At 49.6% G+C, this 18,190-nt stretch carries 12 protein-coding genes; 3 read left to right on the top strand and 9 right to left on the bottom strand.

What is annotated here, in order from left to right; translation table 11 throughout:
• Positions 1-33 precede the first annotated feature (33 nt).
• Together HB364_RS21635 and HB364_RS21630 are read right to left on the bottom strand one after the other, a co-directional pair.
• Positions 34-771, bottom strand: a complete 738-nt coding sequence (locus HB364_RS21635; RefSeq protein WP_167290399.1) for a LytR/AlgR family response regulator transcription factor — start codon at positions 769-771, stop codon at positions 34-36.
• A gap of 160 nt (positions 772-931) precedes the next feature.
• Complete coding sequence (locus tag HB364_RS21630; RefSeq protein WP_167290398.1) at positions 932-1,822, bottom strand: polysaccharide deacetylase family protein; 891 nt, start codon at positions 1,820-1,822, stop codon at positions 932-934.
• Positions 1,823-1,947: 125 nt separating this feature from the next.
• Here HB364_RS21630 and HB364_RS33565 point away from each other — a divergent pair, with 125 nt between their 5' ends.
• Positions 1,948-2,604: a J domain-containing protein gene (locus HB364_RS33565; RefSeq protein ID WP_167290397.1), complete on the top strand. Its 657-nt coding sequence runs from the start codon at positions 1,948-1,950 to the stop codon at positions 2,602-2,604.
• 205 nt (positions 2,605-2,809) lie between these two features.
• Positions 2,810-3,436, top strand: coding sequence for a c-type cytochrome (locus tag HB364_RS21620; RefSeq protein WP_167290396.1), 627 nt, complete (start codon positions 2,810-2,812; stop codon positions 3,434-3,436).
• Positions 3,437-3,438: 2 nt separating this feature from the next.
• Here the strand turns inward: HB364_RS21620 and HB364_RS21615 are convergent, their stop codons facing one another.
• Positions 3,439-4,077: a hypothetical protein gene (locus HB364_RS21615; RefSeq protein WP_167290395.1), complete on the bottom strand. Its 639-nt coding sequence runs from the start codon at positions 4,075-4,077 to the stop codon at positions 3,439-3,441.
• Positions 4,061-4,555 (bottom strand): RNA polymerase sigma factor, encoded by a 495-nt coding sequence (locus HB364_RS21610; protein ID WP_167290394.1) that lies wholly within the window; start codon positions 4,553-4,555, stop codon positions 4,061-4,063. The genes HB364_RS21615 and HB364_RS21610 overlap by 17 nt, the downstream gene beginning before the upstream one ends.
• A gap of 125 nt (positions 4,556-4,680) precedes the next feature.
• Here HB364_RS21610 and HB364_RS21605 point away from each other — a divergent pair, with 125 nt between their 5' ends.
• Positions 4,681-6,435, top strand: coding sequence for an amidohydrolase family protein (locus HB364_RS21605; protein WP_167290393.1), 1,755 nt, complete (start codon positions 4,681-4,683; stop codon positions 6,433-6,435).
• 5 nt (positions 6,436-6,440) lie between these two features.
• Here HB364_RS21605 and HB364_RS33205 read toward each other — a convergent pair whose 3' ends face one another.
• From HB364_RS33205 to HB364_RS21575, 5 genes are all read right to left on the bottom strand, one after another.
• Entirely contained in the window at positions 6,441-9,938 is a 3,498-nt protein-coding gene (locus HB364_RS33205; RefSeq protein ID WP_246228566.1) for a GH92 family glycosyl hydrolase, read from the bottom strand.
• A gap of 34 nt (positions 9,939-9,972) precedes the next feature.
• Positions 9,973-11,175: a DUF4998 domain-containing protein gene (locus tag HB364_RS21590; protein WP_167290392.1), complete on the bottom strand. Its 1,203-nt coding sequence runs from the start codon at positions 11,173-11,175 to the stop codon at positions 9,973-9,975.
• A gap of 15 nt (positions 11,176-11,190) precedes the next feature.
• Entirely contained in the window at positions 11,191-12,351 is a 1,161-nt protein-coding gene (locus HB364_RS21585; protein WP_167290391.1) for a DUF5000 domain-containing lipoprotein, read from the bottom strand.
• Positions 12,352-12,390: 39 nt separating this feature from the next.
• The gene (locus HB364_RS21580; RefSeq protein WP_167290390.1) at positions 12,391-14,292 is read right to left on the bottom strand and encodes a RagB/SusD family nutrient uptake outer membrane protein; all 1,902 of its coding nucleotides are present in this window, start codon (positions 14,290-14,292) and stop codon (positions 12,391-12,393) included.
• Positions 14,293-14,378: 86 nt separating this feature from the next.
• Complete coding sequence (locus HB364_RS21575; protein WP_167290389.1) at positions 14,379-17,522, bottom strand: SusC/RagA family TonB-linked outer membrane protein; 3,144 nt, start codon at positions 17,520-17,522, stop codon at positions 14,379-14,381.
• Positions 17,523-18,190: the final 668 nt, after the last annotated feature.

Here is an 18,190-nt window from a genome sequence, read left to right as displayed (position 1 = left end):
AGGGAGGGACGAACAACTTTACCGGAGATGGGGCTACTGACCAAGCCACATTTTGAAGTCATTTACTTTTTCACGGCTTACCAGTATGTCTTTTTCCATGACCGGATCCAGGAATAGTTTTAAGCGGTTGCCAAAGTAAGGATGTATCTGCTCCACGCTTTTAAAGGCAATGAGCAGGGAGCGGTTAATGCGGAAGAATTGTTGCGGATCGAGCATGGACTCTAATTCCTCCAGGGTGTACTCAACCAGGTATTTCTGGCTGTCGAAGGTTTTAAAGAAGATGAAGCGTCCTTCAGAAAAAAAGTAAGAGATGGCGGCCGTTTCAATAGATGCAAATTTTTGTCCCTGCTTTACAAGGAAGCGGGTACGCCAGGTTGCCTGTACTGCCTGTGTGGTGACTGTTTTCACCTGAGCAGGGGCTGTTAAGCTGGCAGCATATCCTGCCTCCTGCGGTTTGCTAATGAAAGCAGCGGGCAACAGCCGCTCTACGTGGCCGGGACGAAAAGCATAAAAGGTGAACTGATCTGATTGCACGGTGAAGATGACGGTAGCATTGATCCTGTCGTTTGACAGATCAATGATCTGGTGTTCTTTCGCGACTTGTTCACTCATCAGGATGATGTCGGGAATGCCATGTTGTTCGAGCCAATGGGCGGATGCGAAAATAGCGGGAATTGTTCCAATGATACGGATGGAGTGGTCAATCCTTTTGAGTGCCCGCTCCAGTATCCTGATCACGCGTTGCTCTCCCTCTACTACTAATACCTTCATGATTTCTACACTTTATCTGTTAGCGAAATATGTAACCTACAACCGCGACAAATGTAGAGAACCGCTTAGCGGTAAAAAGAGGGAACGTTATAGAAAGACAATCAGAAAGAATAGACCGAATTAAACGGGGTATGAACTGTATTACTTTTTTATTGCGTTCTTAAAAGCTTTTCTTTATCCAGGATTGCAGTGTTGCAGGCTTCCAGGCTCCCGGCACAATGATGCGCCTGATGGTATATAAGGGATCATTGATATCCCGTTTGCCTGATAGCTGAAAAGCAGCTTTCATACCACGTTGTTTCAGTTGTGGTATGGCCTGTGGGTTCCAAAGCCCGAACGGATAAGCAAAGTAGTTAATGGGCTTACCGGTGATTTGTTCCAGTTGTTTGGAAGGTTTCTCAATTTGTACTACCCAATCCTGTCCCTGGTATTGTTTTACGTTGTGGTGATCCCAGGTATGTGAGCCAATGGTATGGCCTGCATCGGCCAACTCCTTCACCTGTGCTTTACTCATGTAGTGGGGCCTTCCGAGGGAAACAGTCATGATAAAGAATACGCCTTTGAAACCATATTTATTCATTTCGGGCGTGGCCACGGTATATTGTTCCAGGTCGGTATCATCAAAGGTGAGCATGATGGGTTTGGATGGCAAGGGTGCGCCGGTGGTAAGGTATGCATATAACTGATCGGGCAGGATGGTATGATAACCACTATCGGCCAGCATTTTTAGCTGATCGCGGAAGGTTTGTACCGGCACGATGTAGTTTTGCGCTGTTTTGGAATCGGTATCTCGCCATTCACGCACCTGGTGATAACAGAGTATGGGTACTTCCGGCCTGGCCATGATGGTAGCTGCATCAACAGGAACCGCAGGCGTTACTGTAGTGGCTGCAGCGGGTGCAACCTTATCCGTAGCAGTTTTTTTTGCTGCCGGTGGCGGCGCTGCAAGGGCTATATTGGCATTGGGCGTGGTTTGGCAACTGAAGAGAAAAAGAAGGCCAGCTATTAAAAAAAGGCTGCCGGCAGCCTGCTGAGGAGTGGTGGTTTTCATAGCGTTTAGGGGAATAGGTATATTCCGTTTATTAAAACGGCAAACTTAGGGTTTTGTTGTTTAATTCAGTAAGCAAATAGGCCCTATTTTCGCAGGGCTTCGACGGGCTCAGTCTGATATTATATATGCAGTTAAAAGATTATTATAAGATACTGGAAGTGGCACCGGTGGCTACGCAGGAGGAGATCAAGCGATCGTTCCGGAAACTGGCACTGAAGTACCACCCGGATAAGAACGGAGACTCCCCTGTATCTGAAGCTGTTTTTAAAGAGATCCAGGAGGCCTGGGAAGTATTGTCGGACCCGAAACAGCGTGAAGCCTATAATTATAAACGCTGGTTTAACCGCAGCATTGGTGAACGATTCACCCAACGCCCCCTCACCCCTGCTGCTATCCTGGATGAATGCCAGCGGCTGAAGAATTATGTGGTGACGATGAATATTTTCCAGGTGGATTATGATGCGCTGAGCTTTCATATCCGGCAGTTGCTGAGCGACGCCAATATTGGCATCCTTCAGCAGTTTAATGATGTTCAAACCAACCGCGCCGTGAGCAGGACTTTGCTGAAAGCGGCAACACCCTTACCCCTCTCCTACCTGCAACCCATTGCCCTTCTGCTGGCTAAGTTAGCCGGGCCTGATGAACTTAGCCTCCGGGCCATTGATGAAGCTGTACAACAAAGAAAGCGTCGTGATCTCTGGGATAAGTACAAATGGGTGGTAGTGGTGGTGATCACCGCGTTTATCTGCTGGATGATGTATAAAGTGGGCAATTCATACTAACAAAACTGCAATTGATACGACTGCCTGCCCTCACTGCAGGATTTTTTTTATTTTTACAGCTCCTTCTCCCACACACAATTCTTAACCAATCCTTTCATCCTGCTATTTAGAACCGGAAGCCTGAGCGTCCGGAAGCGTTGGCCTATGCTGCTGGTGTTCTATCACCTGCAGGTAGGATTTTATTGAACTTTAAAAATGATTTGACATGAAAAAGAAAGGAATGCTGTATGGTATTATTGGCCTGCTGGCCGGCACTGCAGTATTTTTCACGGTTGGCTGTGGTACACAGGCTGAGAAAAAAGCAGCTACTGTTCCATCAAGCAAGGAACTCACCACCGGAGAACTGGTGACGCGTGGGAAATATCTTGTTACGATTGGCGGCTGTCATGACTGCCATTCGCCCAAGAAGTTCGGGCCGAAAGGCATGGAGCTGGATGAAGAGCACCTGTTATCGGGCCATCCTGCCGGCAGTCCGCTGCCACCGGTAGATCCCAGGGCATTGAAGCCCGGGCACTGGCTGCTGTTTGCCGGTGATATTACGGCTGCTGTAGGACCGTGGGGCATTAGTTATGCTGCCAATCTTACGCCTGACTCCACCACCGGTATCGGGGCCTGGAGTGAAACAACTTTTGTAAAGACCTTACGCACCGGCAAGCACCTGGGACAGGAAGGTGGCCGCCCTATTTTACCTCCCATGCCCTGGAAGATGATCGGTCAGATGACGGATGAAGACCTGAAAGCGGTGTATACTTATTTGCAGTCATTGCCGCCTGTGAAGAACCCCGTACCTGCTCCTGTGCCACCTACAGAGGCCGCTAAGATAGCGCGGTAGGTTTATAGCTTTTCCAGTTCGGTGAGGTGGGCTTCCAGTTCGAGGAGGTTTCTTTTGAGTAATTCATTTTTACGGTCCTTGAAGAGGCCCATCCTTTTTGCCAGCAGGACCAATAGACCGGCAATGACCACGGGGATGGCAGTATACAGAATCGCTTCTGCCATGGCACGGTGCGACAACGCCTTTGGCAGGAAGGTAAGCGGAAAGACAGTACCTGCTATGAAGTAACACCACCAGATCCTGTGGCTGAGCACCAGGTGCTGTTCATTGACACGGATGACTTTGCGCAAACCCGAAGCGAGGTCTTCCCGGCTTAGTTGTACGCTGCCGATGTTCCTGTAAACCCTGAGCAGCAATAATGCAAATATGAAACAGGTAATACCCTGCACGACCAGGGGGATGTAGTATACCGGGTGTGGGTAATCGAATGCGTCGCCGACGATACAGGAGACAAAGAAAACTGTGTAAAAGAGGAATAAGCCCACCATACCTATATTGTGCCGCCGCATGGCGGCTAATGTGGAGCGGGACTTTTCCCTGGCCATCGTCACGATGAGTTTTTCACTCAATGCTTTTTGCGCGGTTAATTTCCGGTTGCAATCTGCCCAGGCAGTTTGCAGTTGTTCAAAGTTCAATGTCATATACTAATAATATTTTTTCCAGTTTGGTTTTGATCCTGTTGAGCTTCACCCCTACGTTGTTGTTGCTGATGCCTGCAATGGCTGCTATTTCATGATAGGTGCAGCCATCGAGGTGCAGGAGGATCATGGCCTTTTCTACCGGGGTGAGCTGTTCTATGGCCTTGTAGAGCAGCTTTATTTTTTCATCCCCAAAGCTGAGTTCCCCGGGATCAGGAATGTCAATACCGGCCTCGGTAAGGGATGACTGCGGTCTCCTGACTGCCCGGCGATAGTTAGAAATGGCTGTGTTTAGTGCCACGCGGTAGAGCCAGGTGGAAAACTGCGCCTGCTGCCGGAAGGTGGAATGGCCCTTCCATAGCTGCAGGATGATTTCCTGGAACAGGTCTTTGCGGTCTTCCGGGTCGCGGCAATAGATGTTGCAGACCTTATAGATCAAGCCGATGTGCTGGTTTATGAGGGTTACAAATTGTTTTTCCAATGCTGCCGTTTGATAGTTAATCGCCGTAACGGGTGAAAACTTACAGGATTATAGCATTTTTTTATGGTTTTTCTTTTTCCGTAGGGAGACGCGTTATCTTTAAAGCACTAAAAAGTAACCTTTTCATGAAAAAACACCCCTTGTTGTTATCTGTCCTGACTAGTCTTTCTCTTTCGACGTTTGCTCAAGCGCCCCCTGCGGCCGGTAAGATTGATAAGCCCACCATTCCTATTGTGATCAACAAAGTAAATGTGGTCAATGTGGTGACGGGGAAGGTGGAGGCTGACCAGACTGTGGTGATTGAGCAGGACCGTATCATTGCTGCGGGGCCTTCCAAAAAGGTGAAGGCGCCGGCCAATGCCACGGTGATTGATGGCAGCGGGAAGTACCTGATGCCGGGCATGACGGATGCCCATATCCACTTTTTCCAGAGTGGTGGACTGTATACCCGTCCGGATGGTATAAACCTGAATAAGGTGTACCCTTATGAAAAAGACCAGCAATGGGTCAAGGATAATTTGTATGGCCTGATGGGTCGTTACCTGGCCTGTGGCATTACTACGGTGATTGATGTGGGCGGCCCTATGAGTAATTACAGTATCCGCGATTCAGTGAACGCTTATGTTGCTGCGCCCAATGCCTGGGTAACCGGACCGCTTGTTTCTACTTACCTGCCACCCAACCTGGACAAGAAAGACCCGCCCATTATTAAGGTGAATACGCCGGAGGAAGCGCGTGAGCTGGTGAGGAAGCAACTTCCCTATAAACCTGATTTTATTAAGATATGGTATATCGTATTGCCGGGGCAAAAAGCGGAAAAGACTTTACCTATTGTAGAAGCAACGATCGCGGAAAGTCATGCCCATGGTGTGAAGGTAGCGGTACACGCCACAGAATATGAAACGGCCAGGCTGGCGGTAACCGCCGGTGCAGATATACTGGTACACAGTATTGATGATAAGGTATTGGATAATGAGATGTTGCAATTGCTGAAGACCAAACAAACGGTATATATCCCTACGCTTATTGTAGCTCAGAATTATAACCGCACTTTCACCCAGCAATTTGATTTTACGGCCCATGATCTCAGGTATGCCGATCCGTTTATGCTTGGCACCCTGATGGATGTGCAGCATATTGAGAAAAGCAAGCTGATATTTGATTATAAGAAGATGCGTAATATCCTGCAGGTACCTGATAAGGGAGACAGCACGATGCTGACGAATGTGAAGCTGGCGCAGGATGCCGGCGTGCTGGTGGTAGCCGGTACCGATGCCGGTAATATCGGCACACACCATGCTTCTTCTTTTTATGATGAGCTGCTGGTGATGAAGCAGGCAGGCCTGAGCAATGCCGCCATTATCCGCGCTGCCACGATCAATGCGGCCAAGGGTTTCGGTAAGGACAAGGATTATGGCAGTATTTCGATAGGCAAGGTAGCCGACCTGCTCCTACTTGATAAGGACCCACTGCAGGATATTACTACGCTCAGCCATATTCATACGGTGATCCACCGGGGCGTGCCTATGCAGCCGCAACAGTTGGTAGCCGTGACTCCAGAGATACTGGCGCAGCAGCAATTGAATGCATATAATGCAAGGAATATTGACGCCTTCCTGGAACCTTACAGCGACAGTGTGCGGATCTATGGTTTCCCGGACAAACTGATGATGAAAGGAAAGGAGGAGATGCGCAAAAGCTACAGCTCTATGTTTGCCAATGTAAAGGAGTTACACTGCCAGTTGGTGAACCGCATTGTACAAGGCAATACGGTGATAGACCAGGAGAATGTAACCGGCTTTGGTGACAAGCCGGTGAAGGCAATCGCTGTTTATAAGATCAGGGACGGAAAGATCGCGGAGGTGTATTTTATACAATAACCATGTTATTTCTTCCCATTCACTTTTTCTTTTAGTTGTGTAATAGCGGTCCACAAAACGCCGGCCTCTCCTTTAAAGCCCGCTGAGCCCTGTGGCCGGTTGTCGGGGGTGTACCATTCGTAAAAACCTTTGTTCCTGAGTACGCGCGCCAGCATGGGTTCAATGGCTTCGCTGGCTTCCTCCAACAGGTTGTACCGGATAAGCTGCGACACCATTCTTCCGCCAAACCAGGTCCAGTCGCCGCCATTCTGATAGGAGTACGGCCCCATGCCCCCGTTCTTAAAATAGCCGGCCGGATAAACAGGATATAGGGTGAGCCCTATGGTGGCAGCATTGGCTTGTTTTACATTCTCCTTCATTTTTTCATAAGCCTGTTTCACTTCGCTTTTACTGAGCAGGCCTGCTTCTATGGCCACTGCAGTGCCGCCATGGTAGTAAATGGCTGATTCATCGAAGGCCGCCGGAAAGGGCGATCCGTTGAGGTAGATGTGTGGGCGGTATTTTTGTTTGGCTTCGTCCCAGAGGTGCTTTCGTATGTTGCTTTTAAGATTGTCCCTGGTATTGATCCAATGTTTACGCTCTTTAGCAGAGAGCCTGGCAAAGCTGAGGTAATCATTGATGGCGATGAGAAACATGGCATTGTCATAGATGTCTATCGCCTGGTGGGTATCGGCATTGAGTTCAACACCCCAATCGTGCTCGGGTTGTATATCGCCCCAATCGGAAGTTGTAGCGCCCCAGATCAATCCATATTTTGTATTGAACCGTTTAGTGAGCAGGAACTGCAGCGCACGCCCGAGGTGTTGCTGAATGGACTTCCCCGCCACGGTGTCGGTTAAGATAGACCTGTCGCCGGTGATGCGGATGTATTTCGCTACTGCCTGCAGGAGCGAAGATTCCTGGTCGGTCTCCACCGTGTTCTTATGGCCGGCATAACCGGGCGCCAGCGCGGAGTGGTAGTAGTTATAGGGTACGCCTGAACCCTTGGGATTGGGCACGTAACCGTCTAAAATGGCCCCATCAGGCTGCTGCAAGAGGAGGAAGGTAACCAGGCTTTTCCTGACCATTTCTTTATCGTGGACCTTACAAGCTACTTCCATAAAGGTGTTCAGGTCCCTGATCCACACTTCGCCGTACCCTTCGCCGGCATTGAATCCTTTTTGGATCAATTGCTCAGCCATTGTTTTGACTGAATCGCCCATTGTGATGACCTCCTGATTATTGTAAGCGGTAGCATGATGAGCTGGTGCAGGACCCATCCATAGTTCCAGCTTCCCTCCTTTGGTGATATCCTGAAAGCTGATGTGATGATCTTTGATGGTTTGTCCGTTGAGTTTGATGGATTGGATATAGCTATTCTTTGCTGAATTGTTGTATGCTTTGATCACAAATTGTTTTCCACTGTAGAAAGCCGGGTCCAGTTGGAGGATGATCTCACTGAAGAGCGGGCTGGTGATGTCTACCCGCAGGTCGGGCGAGGTGCCGCCGTTCATTTCGAAAATGCCCAACGCACTGAGGACAAACCAAGCGCCCATCTGGCCCTCGTCTTCATCGCCGTTCCATCCTACGTAAGGTGAATCGTCGTAGAAGGTATCCAATATTTTGCGGGTATAGTATTGCGTCAGGTCGGGACGGCCGGCATAGTTGAAAAGGTAAGCCGCCTGCATGTTGACTTCATTGCCGTGGTTGATGTAGTATTCGGCCGACTGGCCTTCGGTACGGTCCAGGGCATGGGCTGCGAACTTATGAAATTCAGATTTCTGAAATCCTTCCGTCAACCTGTTGAGGAAACGGTCTTTCCCCATGGCTTTTACCACACCCGGAATGTCGTGCGGCACATAGAAGGAGTATTGCCAACTGTTGCCCTCCACGAAATGCTTTACCGAAAAACGATCAAAGTCTGCTATGTAAGTTCCATCTTCCTTACGGGGTGTAACATACCCAGTGGCGGCGTCAAATACCTTTTGCCAGTTGCCGGAGCGTTTTAAGAAAAAGGCTGCCTCCTCTTCCTTATGTAAAAAACGCGCCATCTGGGCTACACACCAGTCATCATAGGCATAGTCGAGCGTTTTAGAGGTAACCCCTTTTTCAATGGGTACGTATCCCTTATTAGCATAGGTAGTGATCTGCGGATTGCCGGGATAGCCGCCGCAGGTATTGGCAGGTTCTACCTCCACATTCTTTTTCATGGCCTGCCAGGCTATATCAGCGTCTTTCTTTATAATGCCTTTCAGGTAAGCGCTCGTCATCAAGGCCATTTCATGGGAGCCTTCCATAATACCTGAATATTCCACGCCTGCCGGTCCTTTGGAGGTCCATCCTGTTTTTTCGTACATCTCCAGTTGCGTTTCCACCATCTGCTGCATGATACCAGGCGAGACCAGTGACCAAAGCCCATTGAGGTTCCAGTAGGTATTCCAGAAAGCGTCGCCACCAATGATTGCCTTGCGGCCCTGCGGGAGTTGCTGACTGTTTTCGCAGGCATCCATGTATTTGCCGTTGGCATCGCTCATGATCATTTTGGCTGTAAAGCAACGGTAGAGGTTGGTGTAGAATTTGACTTTGTCTTTTTCCGTGCCGCCATTTACCTGGATAACGCTAAGCAGTTTGTTCCATATTGCCTTGTTGCGCTTCACCAGTGCATCAAAGTTTTCCTCAAACCCTTTGAGTTCGGTTGTGAGGTTCAGCCGGGCCTGATCTGTGCTAACAAAGGATATGCCTGTGCGCACGATGACCTGTTCTGTTTTGACGGTGGGAAAAGTGAGGTATACGCCTAATTCCTTATCAGCTTTCACTTCCTGATCGCCCGGTATTTCCTTCCAGTTGCGGTAACCGCGGAATTTGGTGAAGGGTTTACTGAACTGCATAACGAAGTACAGGGTGTATTCATTGAAACCGCCGGCGGCTGTTTTCGCATAGCCCTGTATTTCCCGGTCGTTTACTTTGGTGATTACTGCCTCCTTTAGATCATAACCATATTCTGCCGGGGGATTCAATTGTACCATGACCCTGTTGGACTGGTCGGCCGGGAAGGTATAGCGTTGTACACCTGTTCTTTCTGTGGCTGTCAGCTCTGCTTTAACGCGGGGATCGAGCAGGTATACGGAATAATAACCGGGGCTGGCCTTTTCTTCCTTGTGGCTGAAGCGGGAATGGTAGCCAGCCCCTGCTCCTTTGAAAGGGGCATCGGGCGTGCCTGGGTTTAATGCGAGGTCGCCGTTTGCCGGCATGGTGAGCAATCCGGCCATTGTCCAGCCATGTATAAACGAAAAACCCTGTATGCTGCCAATGGAATAATCATAGCCGCCCTGCCATACCCAGCCCTGGTTGTCGGGACTTAGTTTCACCATCCCATTGGGCATGGTGGGGCCCGGGAATAACATCCACCTGGAATTGGAAGTACCGATGAAAGGGTTTACATAGTCTACCGGTTGTTTCACCTGGGTGTAGCCTTGCATCGCACCTGCAATAAAGAAAGAGAAGAGTACGGATCTCGTGATCATCATTATTAATAATTTCTATTTACAACTATAAGGGTTATTGATCGTGTGTATAAAAGGTAAATTCTTCGATGGTCATAAAGCTCCTGTTGCCCCAGTTGGTGAGCAGTTTGAAGCGATAGTACCTGTATGGCGGTGTACCTCCCGGCGCTGTAAATTCTTCGCCTGCCTTTGCATAGTCAATGTCTGTCTGGCTGTTCTGTCCTACCGGCAGGCCGGACGGTTTGATGGAAGTATAGTCTCCTAATTTTGTCCAACTGGTCCAGCTTCCATCAGGATCAGGGTTGTTGCTGCCATATAGTTCAAAGGTCTTTACGCTTTCCAGTTGGAATAAGCGGTCATTGGCTTGCCATACTTTGAACCTGCTGAGCGCTGCTGACTGACCTACATCCACCGTAAACCAGCAAGGTACCTGGTTGCGTGTGGCAAAACCGGGCGGGTTGTATTTTTCATCCCACATGTATTGTTGCAGCCAGCCATATCCTCCTTCCTGTACATCGGTGGGCAATACCACGAGTTGGAACCCTGCTTTATCCAGTTCCCTTTCAAAGGCCGGCAAGGTGATCTCTGCCATGGGCGGGGAAAAGTTCTCAAAGGCGGTGGAGTCGGGTTTATAGAGAGAACGATAGGTCAGTTTGCTTAGCTCTTTGTAATCGGGCAAGGTGGTCACTGTTTCTGTTGACGGCACAATGATCTGACGGGCTGTACCGTCGTTGCCCAGGTAGCTGATTTCTGTCCCTAATTCTCCACCGGCCGCTTCACCCCAGGTAAGCATGATCTGTAAACCGTTCTTAGACTGTACGATCGATTTGATGGTACGATTGGCGAGCGAGCTTGCGTAGCTATCGCCATAGACGGTGCCAGATGCATTAAAGACAACTGATTTGTTGTTGGCACTGTCAAAAGTAAATATCGTAAAGTTATAGTTCCCTTCTACCAGGTTGGGAATGATTACCGGTACGGTATCTTTTGTATGATCAACTCCTACGTTCACAGAATCGGCCTGGTTGTTCCAGTATATCCGTACTTTGTTCACCAGGGGATCATTGCCCAGTATAACAGACAGTTGAATACGTTTGTAACCTCCCTGCACAATGACGGAATCCACCCGTGCCGGGTAAACGATCTCTCCGCCTTTCAGGTAATCTTTGTAAGCATCGCCCCTTGTTTTGGTACATGCCGGCCCTATTGCGGCCAGGATGGAGAGTATGAGCAGCGCAATGTTTATGTTTGTTTTCATCATCAGTTGTATTTTTTAATGGGTATCTCCCCACAACATGAGTTCATAGAAGTTAACATAGGTACCATTTGACCAGTTTTTGAGGGTCTTGAAGCGTATATAGCGAACTTTGGGTATATCTAAAGGGAAGACCAGGGTTTCTCCTGCCAGCGCCGCGTCTGTATCTGCCTGCGATAGTTGTCCTTCCGGTAAACCGGAGGGCTTGATCTGCGTATAAGCTGTGAGCAATGTCCAGCTTGCATCGAAGCTTCCGTCGGGGCTGGGATTGTTGGAACCCCATATTTCTATGACGCGGGGATTGTGCAGCGAATAGAAGTACCCGGGGCGCATGAACCAGGTGAGGCGGCTTAGTTTGGCGGTGACACCCATGTCGAAGGTGAACCATTGCGGCATCCGGGCTGCGTCACTGGAATGGTAATGCCCCCCGGTTGTATTGCCGTCAAAGATACCGGCGATGCTCCCGCCATGTCCCAATGGCGCATCTGTTGGCAATACCACACCTTTCATTTTTGTGCGGTCGAGCAATTCCTCAAATAAGGGCGTCAGCGTTACGATGAGCGTATCGGACAGGTTGCCCCATCTATCCCGTACGTATACACCGAACTGCGTAGGTACGGATGGCCTGTTCCTGACAGAGAAATCGCCTTTGCGCAGGTTGGTATAATGCGTGTATATGGGGGAGAACTGGCCCAGTGAATCATTGGCCAGCACTATTATTGCGAGGCTTTCCTCTGTATGGTTGGTGAATTTGACGTTGACACCGCCAAAATCGGGACTTAGCTCCAGGCTATCGCGCACCAGTTTAACAGCAGGCGTTAAAGGGTGTACGGTTACCTGTACCGGCGCTGAAGCGTTCTCACTTTTATCTACTGCGTAGAGGCTTACCTGGTAAGCGGCAGTATCGCCAAAGCCTTCTACGGTGAGACTGCTGTTGAACCGGCTTACTTTGGTTTCCTTTACACCTTGCTTAGTTGTATAGAGCGCTTTTACGTATAAGAGGTCGCGGTCGGCCGGCAATTCGTAACTTATTTTGGCTGCACCGTTGAGGTTTACTACGGCCAGGTTGGTTACCTGTCCGGGCGCCACGTTGTCTTTTTCAGCAGGGCCGAGCACATCCTGCTTGCAGGCGCTGAGGATGAGCAGCGTTATGAAGAAAAGTATGTGTATTCGTTTCATGTGATCGTTTTATTTGTGAATGACCTTGAAGAAGGCTCCTTACCAACCTGTATTTTGCACGAGGTTGGGATTGATCTGCAGGTTATACTCCCTGATGGGCCAGAAGTAATCCCTTGGCGCTACAAACCGGGGGGTATAGAGTAACACTTTCCTGTTATAGTCTGCATAGGTAGTTTGCAAGATATCCCAACCATAGATGGGCGCGCTGAAGACCTGCGGCGCTGTTTTCCAGCGGCGGAGATCCCAGAAGCGGCTTCCTTCAAAGGCCATTTCTATTAAGCGTTCCTGGCGTATGATGTCGCGGAGGCCTTCTACCGTCGTGTATTTGCCAGGTTTAGTGGACCAGGCAGACCATGCGTTTTCCACGGAAGATAAACCTGCCCTGGCCCTGATCTGATTGAGGTAAGATAAGGCAGTGGACGGATCGCCCGATTCATTCAATGCTTCTGCATATAGCAGGTAGAGATCGGCCAGGCGCATAACGGGCCATGGATAGGACTCCACCGTGGTACTGTTGGCCGTAAAAACGAGGTTCCAGTTGACCAGCTTTTTGGTATAGTACCCGGTTACTGAATATAAACGGCTTTGTTTTTTACCGGTGTGCTGTTCGGATTTGGATTGTATGTTGTAGTTACCGTTTTTCATAAACCACTTCGATCCATCAAAGGCCATGTCGGCATAGAACCGCCGCTCCCTGTCGAAATGCAGGCCTACCGTTTGGTATCCCACCTGCATACCGGTATCCAGGCTGGTTACAGTGCGCAGTTTAAAACGGTCGGCATAGTTCCATGTTTTATCTTCTTCGATCGGTACGCCGTTTTTGGTGTAAAAGAGTTCCGCCATTTTTAAGGGCGGGGCCAGTTTCCCCTTGAGGTTAAGGTTCAGGTTATTGGGATCGAGCTGAGGAATGGCAAATAACTGTATCCAATAGGTGGGATTACCACTGGCGGTAGAGCCCCATATTAGTTCGCTGTTCCATTTCTCGCATACTGCATTGCGGATGTTCATTTCCACTTTGGTGGCCGGGTCTACCGCGTACAAAGCATCGTTGAAATAATAGAGTTTAATACCTACAGCGCTGGCCATGTCAATGGCCTTTTTACAAGCTTCGGCCGCCCTGCCCCATTTGTAGGGATCGTATTGGGTATTGAATAAGGCGACACCGTTGTTGGCCTTTAAACCGGTAAAGTCGGTATTGCCATTGAACAAGGGGCTTGCCGCCGTGACCAGCACCCGCGCACGGATAGACAAGGCCGCTACTTTGGTTACCCGCCCCAGTTCGGTAGATGTACTGGTAATGGTCATGGGTAAACCGGTGTTGTCGTCACCGGCTGCTGATTCCTCCAGCAGGTTGGCGATGTAGTTGATCACCGAATCGACCGGCTGGCGGTATACTTTTATGTCTTCCGGCGCTGCCGTTACCGGCAGGTTTTTATCTACAACGGGGATGGGGCCGTACATACGAAAGAGGTACCAGTGATAGTATGCTTTCAGGAATTTGGCTTCTGCTATCCAGCGCTCTTTGATGTAGGGCTGGAGGTCGGCTACTTTATCTATGTTTTCGAGGAATATGTTGCAGGTACGTATGCCCTGCCATAATGTTTTGTTGTCAAAACCATGCCAGTAGTCCATGTAGGGATTGGAACGGTTCTGGTTTCCCCGGGCTATGTTGTAGGGATCGAGGAAGAAGTAATCTTCTGTCATGGGCCAGTAGGTCCAGGCTTCATCACCGCCGCTGAAGGCCGGGTTTTTATCCGGATGTCCTTCCTGCGGCAGGTAGGTGTAACAGGTATATAGGTATTTTTCTGCTTCGATGCTGTTGGCAAAAGCATTGTCAATGGTGGCCACGTTATCCGGCACTATGTCGAGGTATCCTTTTTTGCATGCCTGTATGGCAAGGATACCTGTTATTATAAGTAGGGGGAAAGTAATCGTCTTCATTTTTTTGTTCATTACCGGTTTAATTCATGTCGTTTAATTAAAGCCCTTCGACAAGCTCAGGGTGACATTGCTCAGGGTGACAAGCATTACAATTGAACGTTGATCCCGATGTTAAATACGCGCTGCACGGGATAGCCCAGTCCGTTACCACCCTGTTCGGGGTCCCAGAGCTTGAAAGCGCTGATCAAAAAGAGGTTGGTGCCGTTGGCATATAACCTCAAGCCTGCTATGCGGTATTTTTTCAGGGCTTTTTCTTTGACGTTGTACCCGATCTCCGCGGTCTTCATGCGCAGGAAAGCACCGTTGCGCATCCACCAGTTGGAGGGTTTGTTGTTGTTCTCGTTTTGTGAAAGGCCCAGCCGTGGCCAGAAGGCGTAGAGGTTGCGGTTGTCTTCGGACCAGTGGTCGTTGGCGATGACGCTGAGCAAACCGTGCTGACTGGCCCCATTGGCCACGAAGGGCGATATGGCCGACGGATCAACGAAGATAGACGACCTGGCAGAGCCCTGGAAGAAGGTGCTGATGTCGAAGTTTTTGTACCCGAAAGAAAAACCAAAGCCATAGATGATCTCCGGCACGGTGGGATAGCCCAGTCCGTTGACCATATCGAGGTCTGTGATCTGGCCGTCGCCATTCAGGTCTTTGTATTTGATATCACCTCCCCTGACCTCTCCGAAGTTTTGCCTGGGGGAGTTCTGCACATCTTCGTCATCTATAAAGAGCCGTTCTGCTATGAGGCCATAGGCTTCAGCCAATGAGTGGCCTACCCGCGAGAGGTATTGCATGTTGGCCGGGTAGCTGGGCTCTTCATTAACGAGGAGTTCACTGGCCGCATAGGTGAAGGTGCCTCTTGCCTGCAGCCAGGCAGCGCCAAATGTTTTGTTGTAATCCACCGCCACATCTATCCCCCTGCCAGATGCCACGCCCACATTGGCGCTGACCGGCGCTGTGAGCCCCATGGTGGAAGCTATGTATGCCCGTTGCATGAGGATGTTGCTGCGGCGCTCATAGTAGGCATCGAGGGTTATGTTGAGGGCATTCCATAAGCCAAGGTCTAATCCAATGTTCACCTTTTTCGATTTTTCCCAGGTGATGTCGGTGTTGGCATATCTTGAAATGGTGATCCCCGGTTTGTAGTAGTTGAAGTTCTCGCCAAAGTAGGCCCCGTAGTTCCCATCCGACAGGTTTACGTTGGACAGGTAGAAGAACCTGTCGCTTGCATTACCGATCTGGTCATTGCCCACCAGGCCGTAGGTAGCGCGCAGTTTGAGCCTGGTGATGGAGCCTGATAAGGACTCAAAGAAACGCTCGTTGTTCACGTTCCACGCGAGGCCTATGGAAGGGAAGAAACCGAAGCGGTTGTTTTTGGCAAAGCGTTCTGAGCCGTTGTAGCCAAAGTTTGCTTCGAGCAGGTAGCGGTTGTCATAACCATAGGTGAACCGGCCCGACAAGCCCTGGTTCCTGAAAGGAAGTGACGCCTGGAGATCACCGGCATTACCGGTGAGGTAGTTCCTTTGTATGCCAATGAGCAGACCGCCGATGCTGTGCACTTTGTTGAAAACACGGTTGTAGTTCACTGCCAGTTCACCGTAGGTAGCGGTATTGGTGACTTTTCCGCCTTCCCTGTAGTTGAGGTATTCAGTAGCGTTGGCCGCATTTAAGAGCGTGAGCACGTAGCCTTTGCCATCGGTGAGCGAAGGGCTGGCCGCATAGTAGTACGGATTGTACTGGCGGCTGAGGTCGAAGTATGAATAGCGTTTGGTAAATACCATGGCCCGTGCCGAGAGACCTTCGGTAATGAACCGGAGATCCTGCTTCAATTCCAACTGGAGGTTGAGGGTAGAGGTGCTGTACTGCTGGAAGCCGGATACCATGGAAGCCAGCGGATTGGTATATACGTCCCCGTTTGACCCGCGCGGCGCATTGCCAAATAAGGGATGTTTTGCAGAAGGCAGCGCAGCAGCCGGATAAGCCGCGGGGAACAGTACGGGATTGGCATTTAATACGCTGTTGAATACAGTGCCGCCTCCACCTATGGGACCATTGTAATCATCAAAATCGCCCGATATCCTGAAAATACCTTCGGTGGTGTTGGTTAACCTGACGTTGATGTTGGCGCGTACCTGGTAACTCCTGAGCTTGATGTTGTTGTTAACATTGTTGCCTGGTTGTGATTTGAGTATGCCATTGTCCTGGTTGGCTGTGGCAGCAATATAGTATTGCGCCCTGTTGACCCCTCCGCTGATGTTGAGGTTGATGCGCTGGTTGCTGGTGTAGTCCCTGATGAGGCTACCCATCCAATCATTGTTGGGATAGAGAAAAGGATTATCGCCGGCGATGGTATGGTCAATTTTATTCTGGCTATACGGTAATGGCGCGAGCGGATTACGGGTTAAAGCGGCCTCATTGGCCAATTGCATGTAGGTGATGTTATCGGCGAGGCGGAAGTTCTGTGTATTGGAGGATATGGAGTTTTCAAAGCGGGCACTGAGTTTTGTCTCCCCTACTTTACCTGATTTAGTGGTGACGAGTATAACGCCATTGGCTCCCCGCGCCCCATAGAGGGAGGAAGCCGCCGCATCTTTTAAGACGGAGAAGCCGGTAATGTCATCGGGCTGCAGGCGGGCCAGTGTGGTGGCGCTGGATTCCATACCATCAATGAGGATGAGCGGGTCCAATTTGCCTGAACCAAAGGTGGTGATGCCGCGGATAAAGAAGGAGGCATTGTCGGCCCCGGGCTCTCCACTGCGCTGGTAGGAGATCAGGCCGGAGATACGGCCGGCCAGCATGGTGGTGAGGTTGCTGGTGGGGCCTTTGATCTCTTTGGGCGATATGGTGGTGATGGCGCTGACCATGCTTTCCTTTTTCTGTGTACCATAGGCTACCACTACGACTTCACCGAGGGAATCGTTCTTACTCTCCAAGGTAATGTTGATGATCTTACGGCCTCCAATTTTTATTTCCTTTGTTGTAAAGCCTACAAAGGAAAACAGGAGTGTGGCCGTGTCGGGGGCGGTGATGGCATAGGTCCCATTTTCCCCGGTAGTAGTACCAGCAGTAGCGTTGTGTTTGATGGTCACCGCTACGCCGGGCAAGGCAGCGCCCTTGGCATCTACGACAGTGCCGGTCACTTTTGCAGGCGCCTGGGCAAGGGCATTGCCGGCCGAATACAGGAAAAGGAAGATCAAGCTGAGGTATCGTACCCGCAGACAGGTGGAGAATTGGCGCATATCGTTCATTGTTTAGTTAGTTCTGGTTTAATTAGTCAGGGATGAGCTTTCCTATATGTATGTACATAGTTACAATTAAGTGTATTCACTACCAAATTTTTATTGGAAAGAAAATTAAAATAATTATATATCACTAATTATCAATAATATATACTTGTATACATATAGAGGCATAAATACCAATATGTACTTACATATGAAGATAAGGAAGAGGAAACTTGCTGTTCTTATATCTATTTTTCTGCAGGCGGATTTTCGCAAGGCACAAGTATACCTGGTACAGAAGCCAGGCTGCCTACTTACGCCAATTTGAGGGAGCTTTGGTATACGGGCGCCAGTTGCCCTGCTGTTTTTGGCTAAAACCGCTGATTTTCGAGAAATGGGTCAACTATAGCTTAGGTATAGCGTAGGTATAGCTTAGGTATAGAGTTCCCATAGTCCAGGTATAGAGTATCTATAGAGTATCTTTAGCTGACCTATAGTTATACATACCCTTGCTCCCTCATTCCGATACTATGTTTCAATTTTACTGACTTCTTTTTTTGTCCGCTGCCGTTTGTCTGTTCACCTCTTCCTGTAAAGAGCCTTGTTGCAGGGGCGCCAGCTACCGTGCCACTTTTTCATAAGTCGCTGACAATTTCGTTTTACGCTATTAGCATGCTATTGGT

The sequence above is a fragment of the Paraflavitalea devenefica genome (genome assembly GCF_011759375.1).
GTDB classification, from domain to species: domain Bacteria; phylum Bacteroidota; class Bacteroidia; order Chitinophagales; family Chitinophagaceae; genus Paraflavitalea; species Paraflavitalea devenefica.
This window is presented reverse-complemented; position numbering and strand designations above follow the sequence as displayed.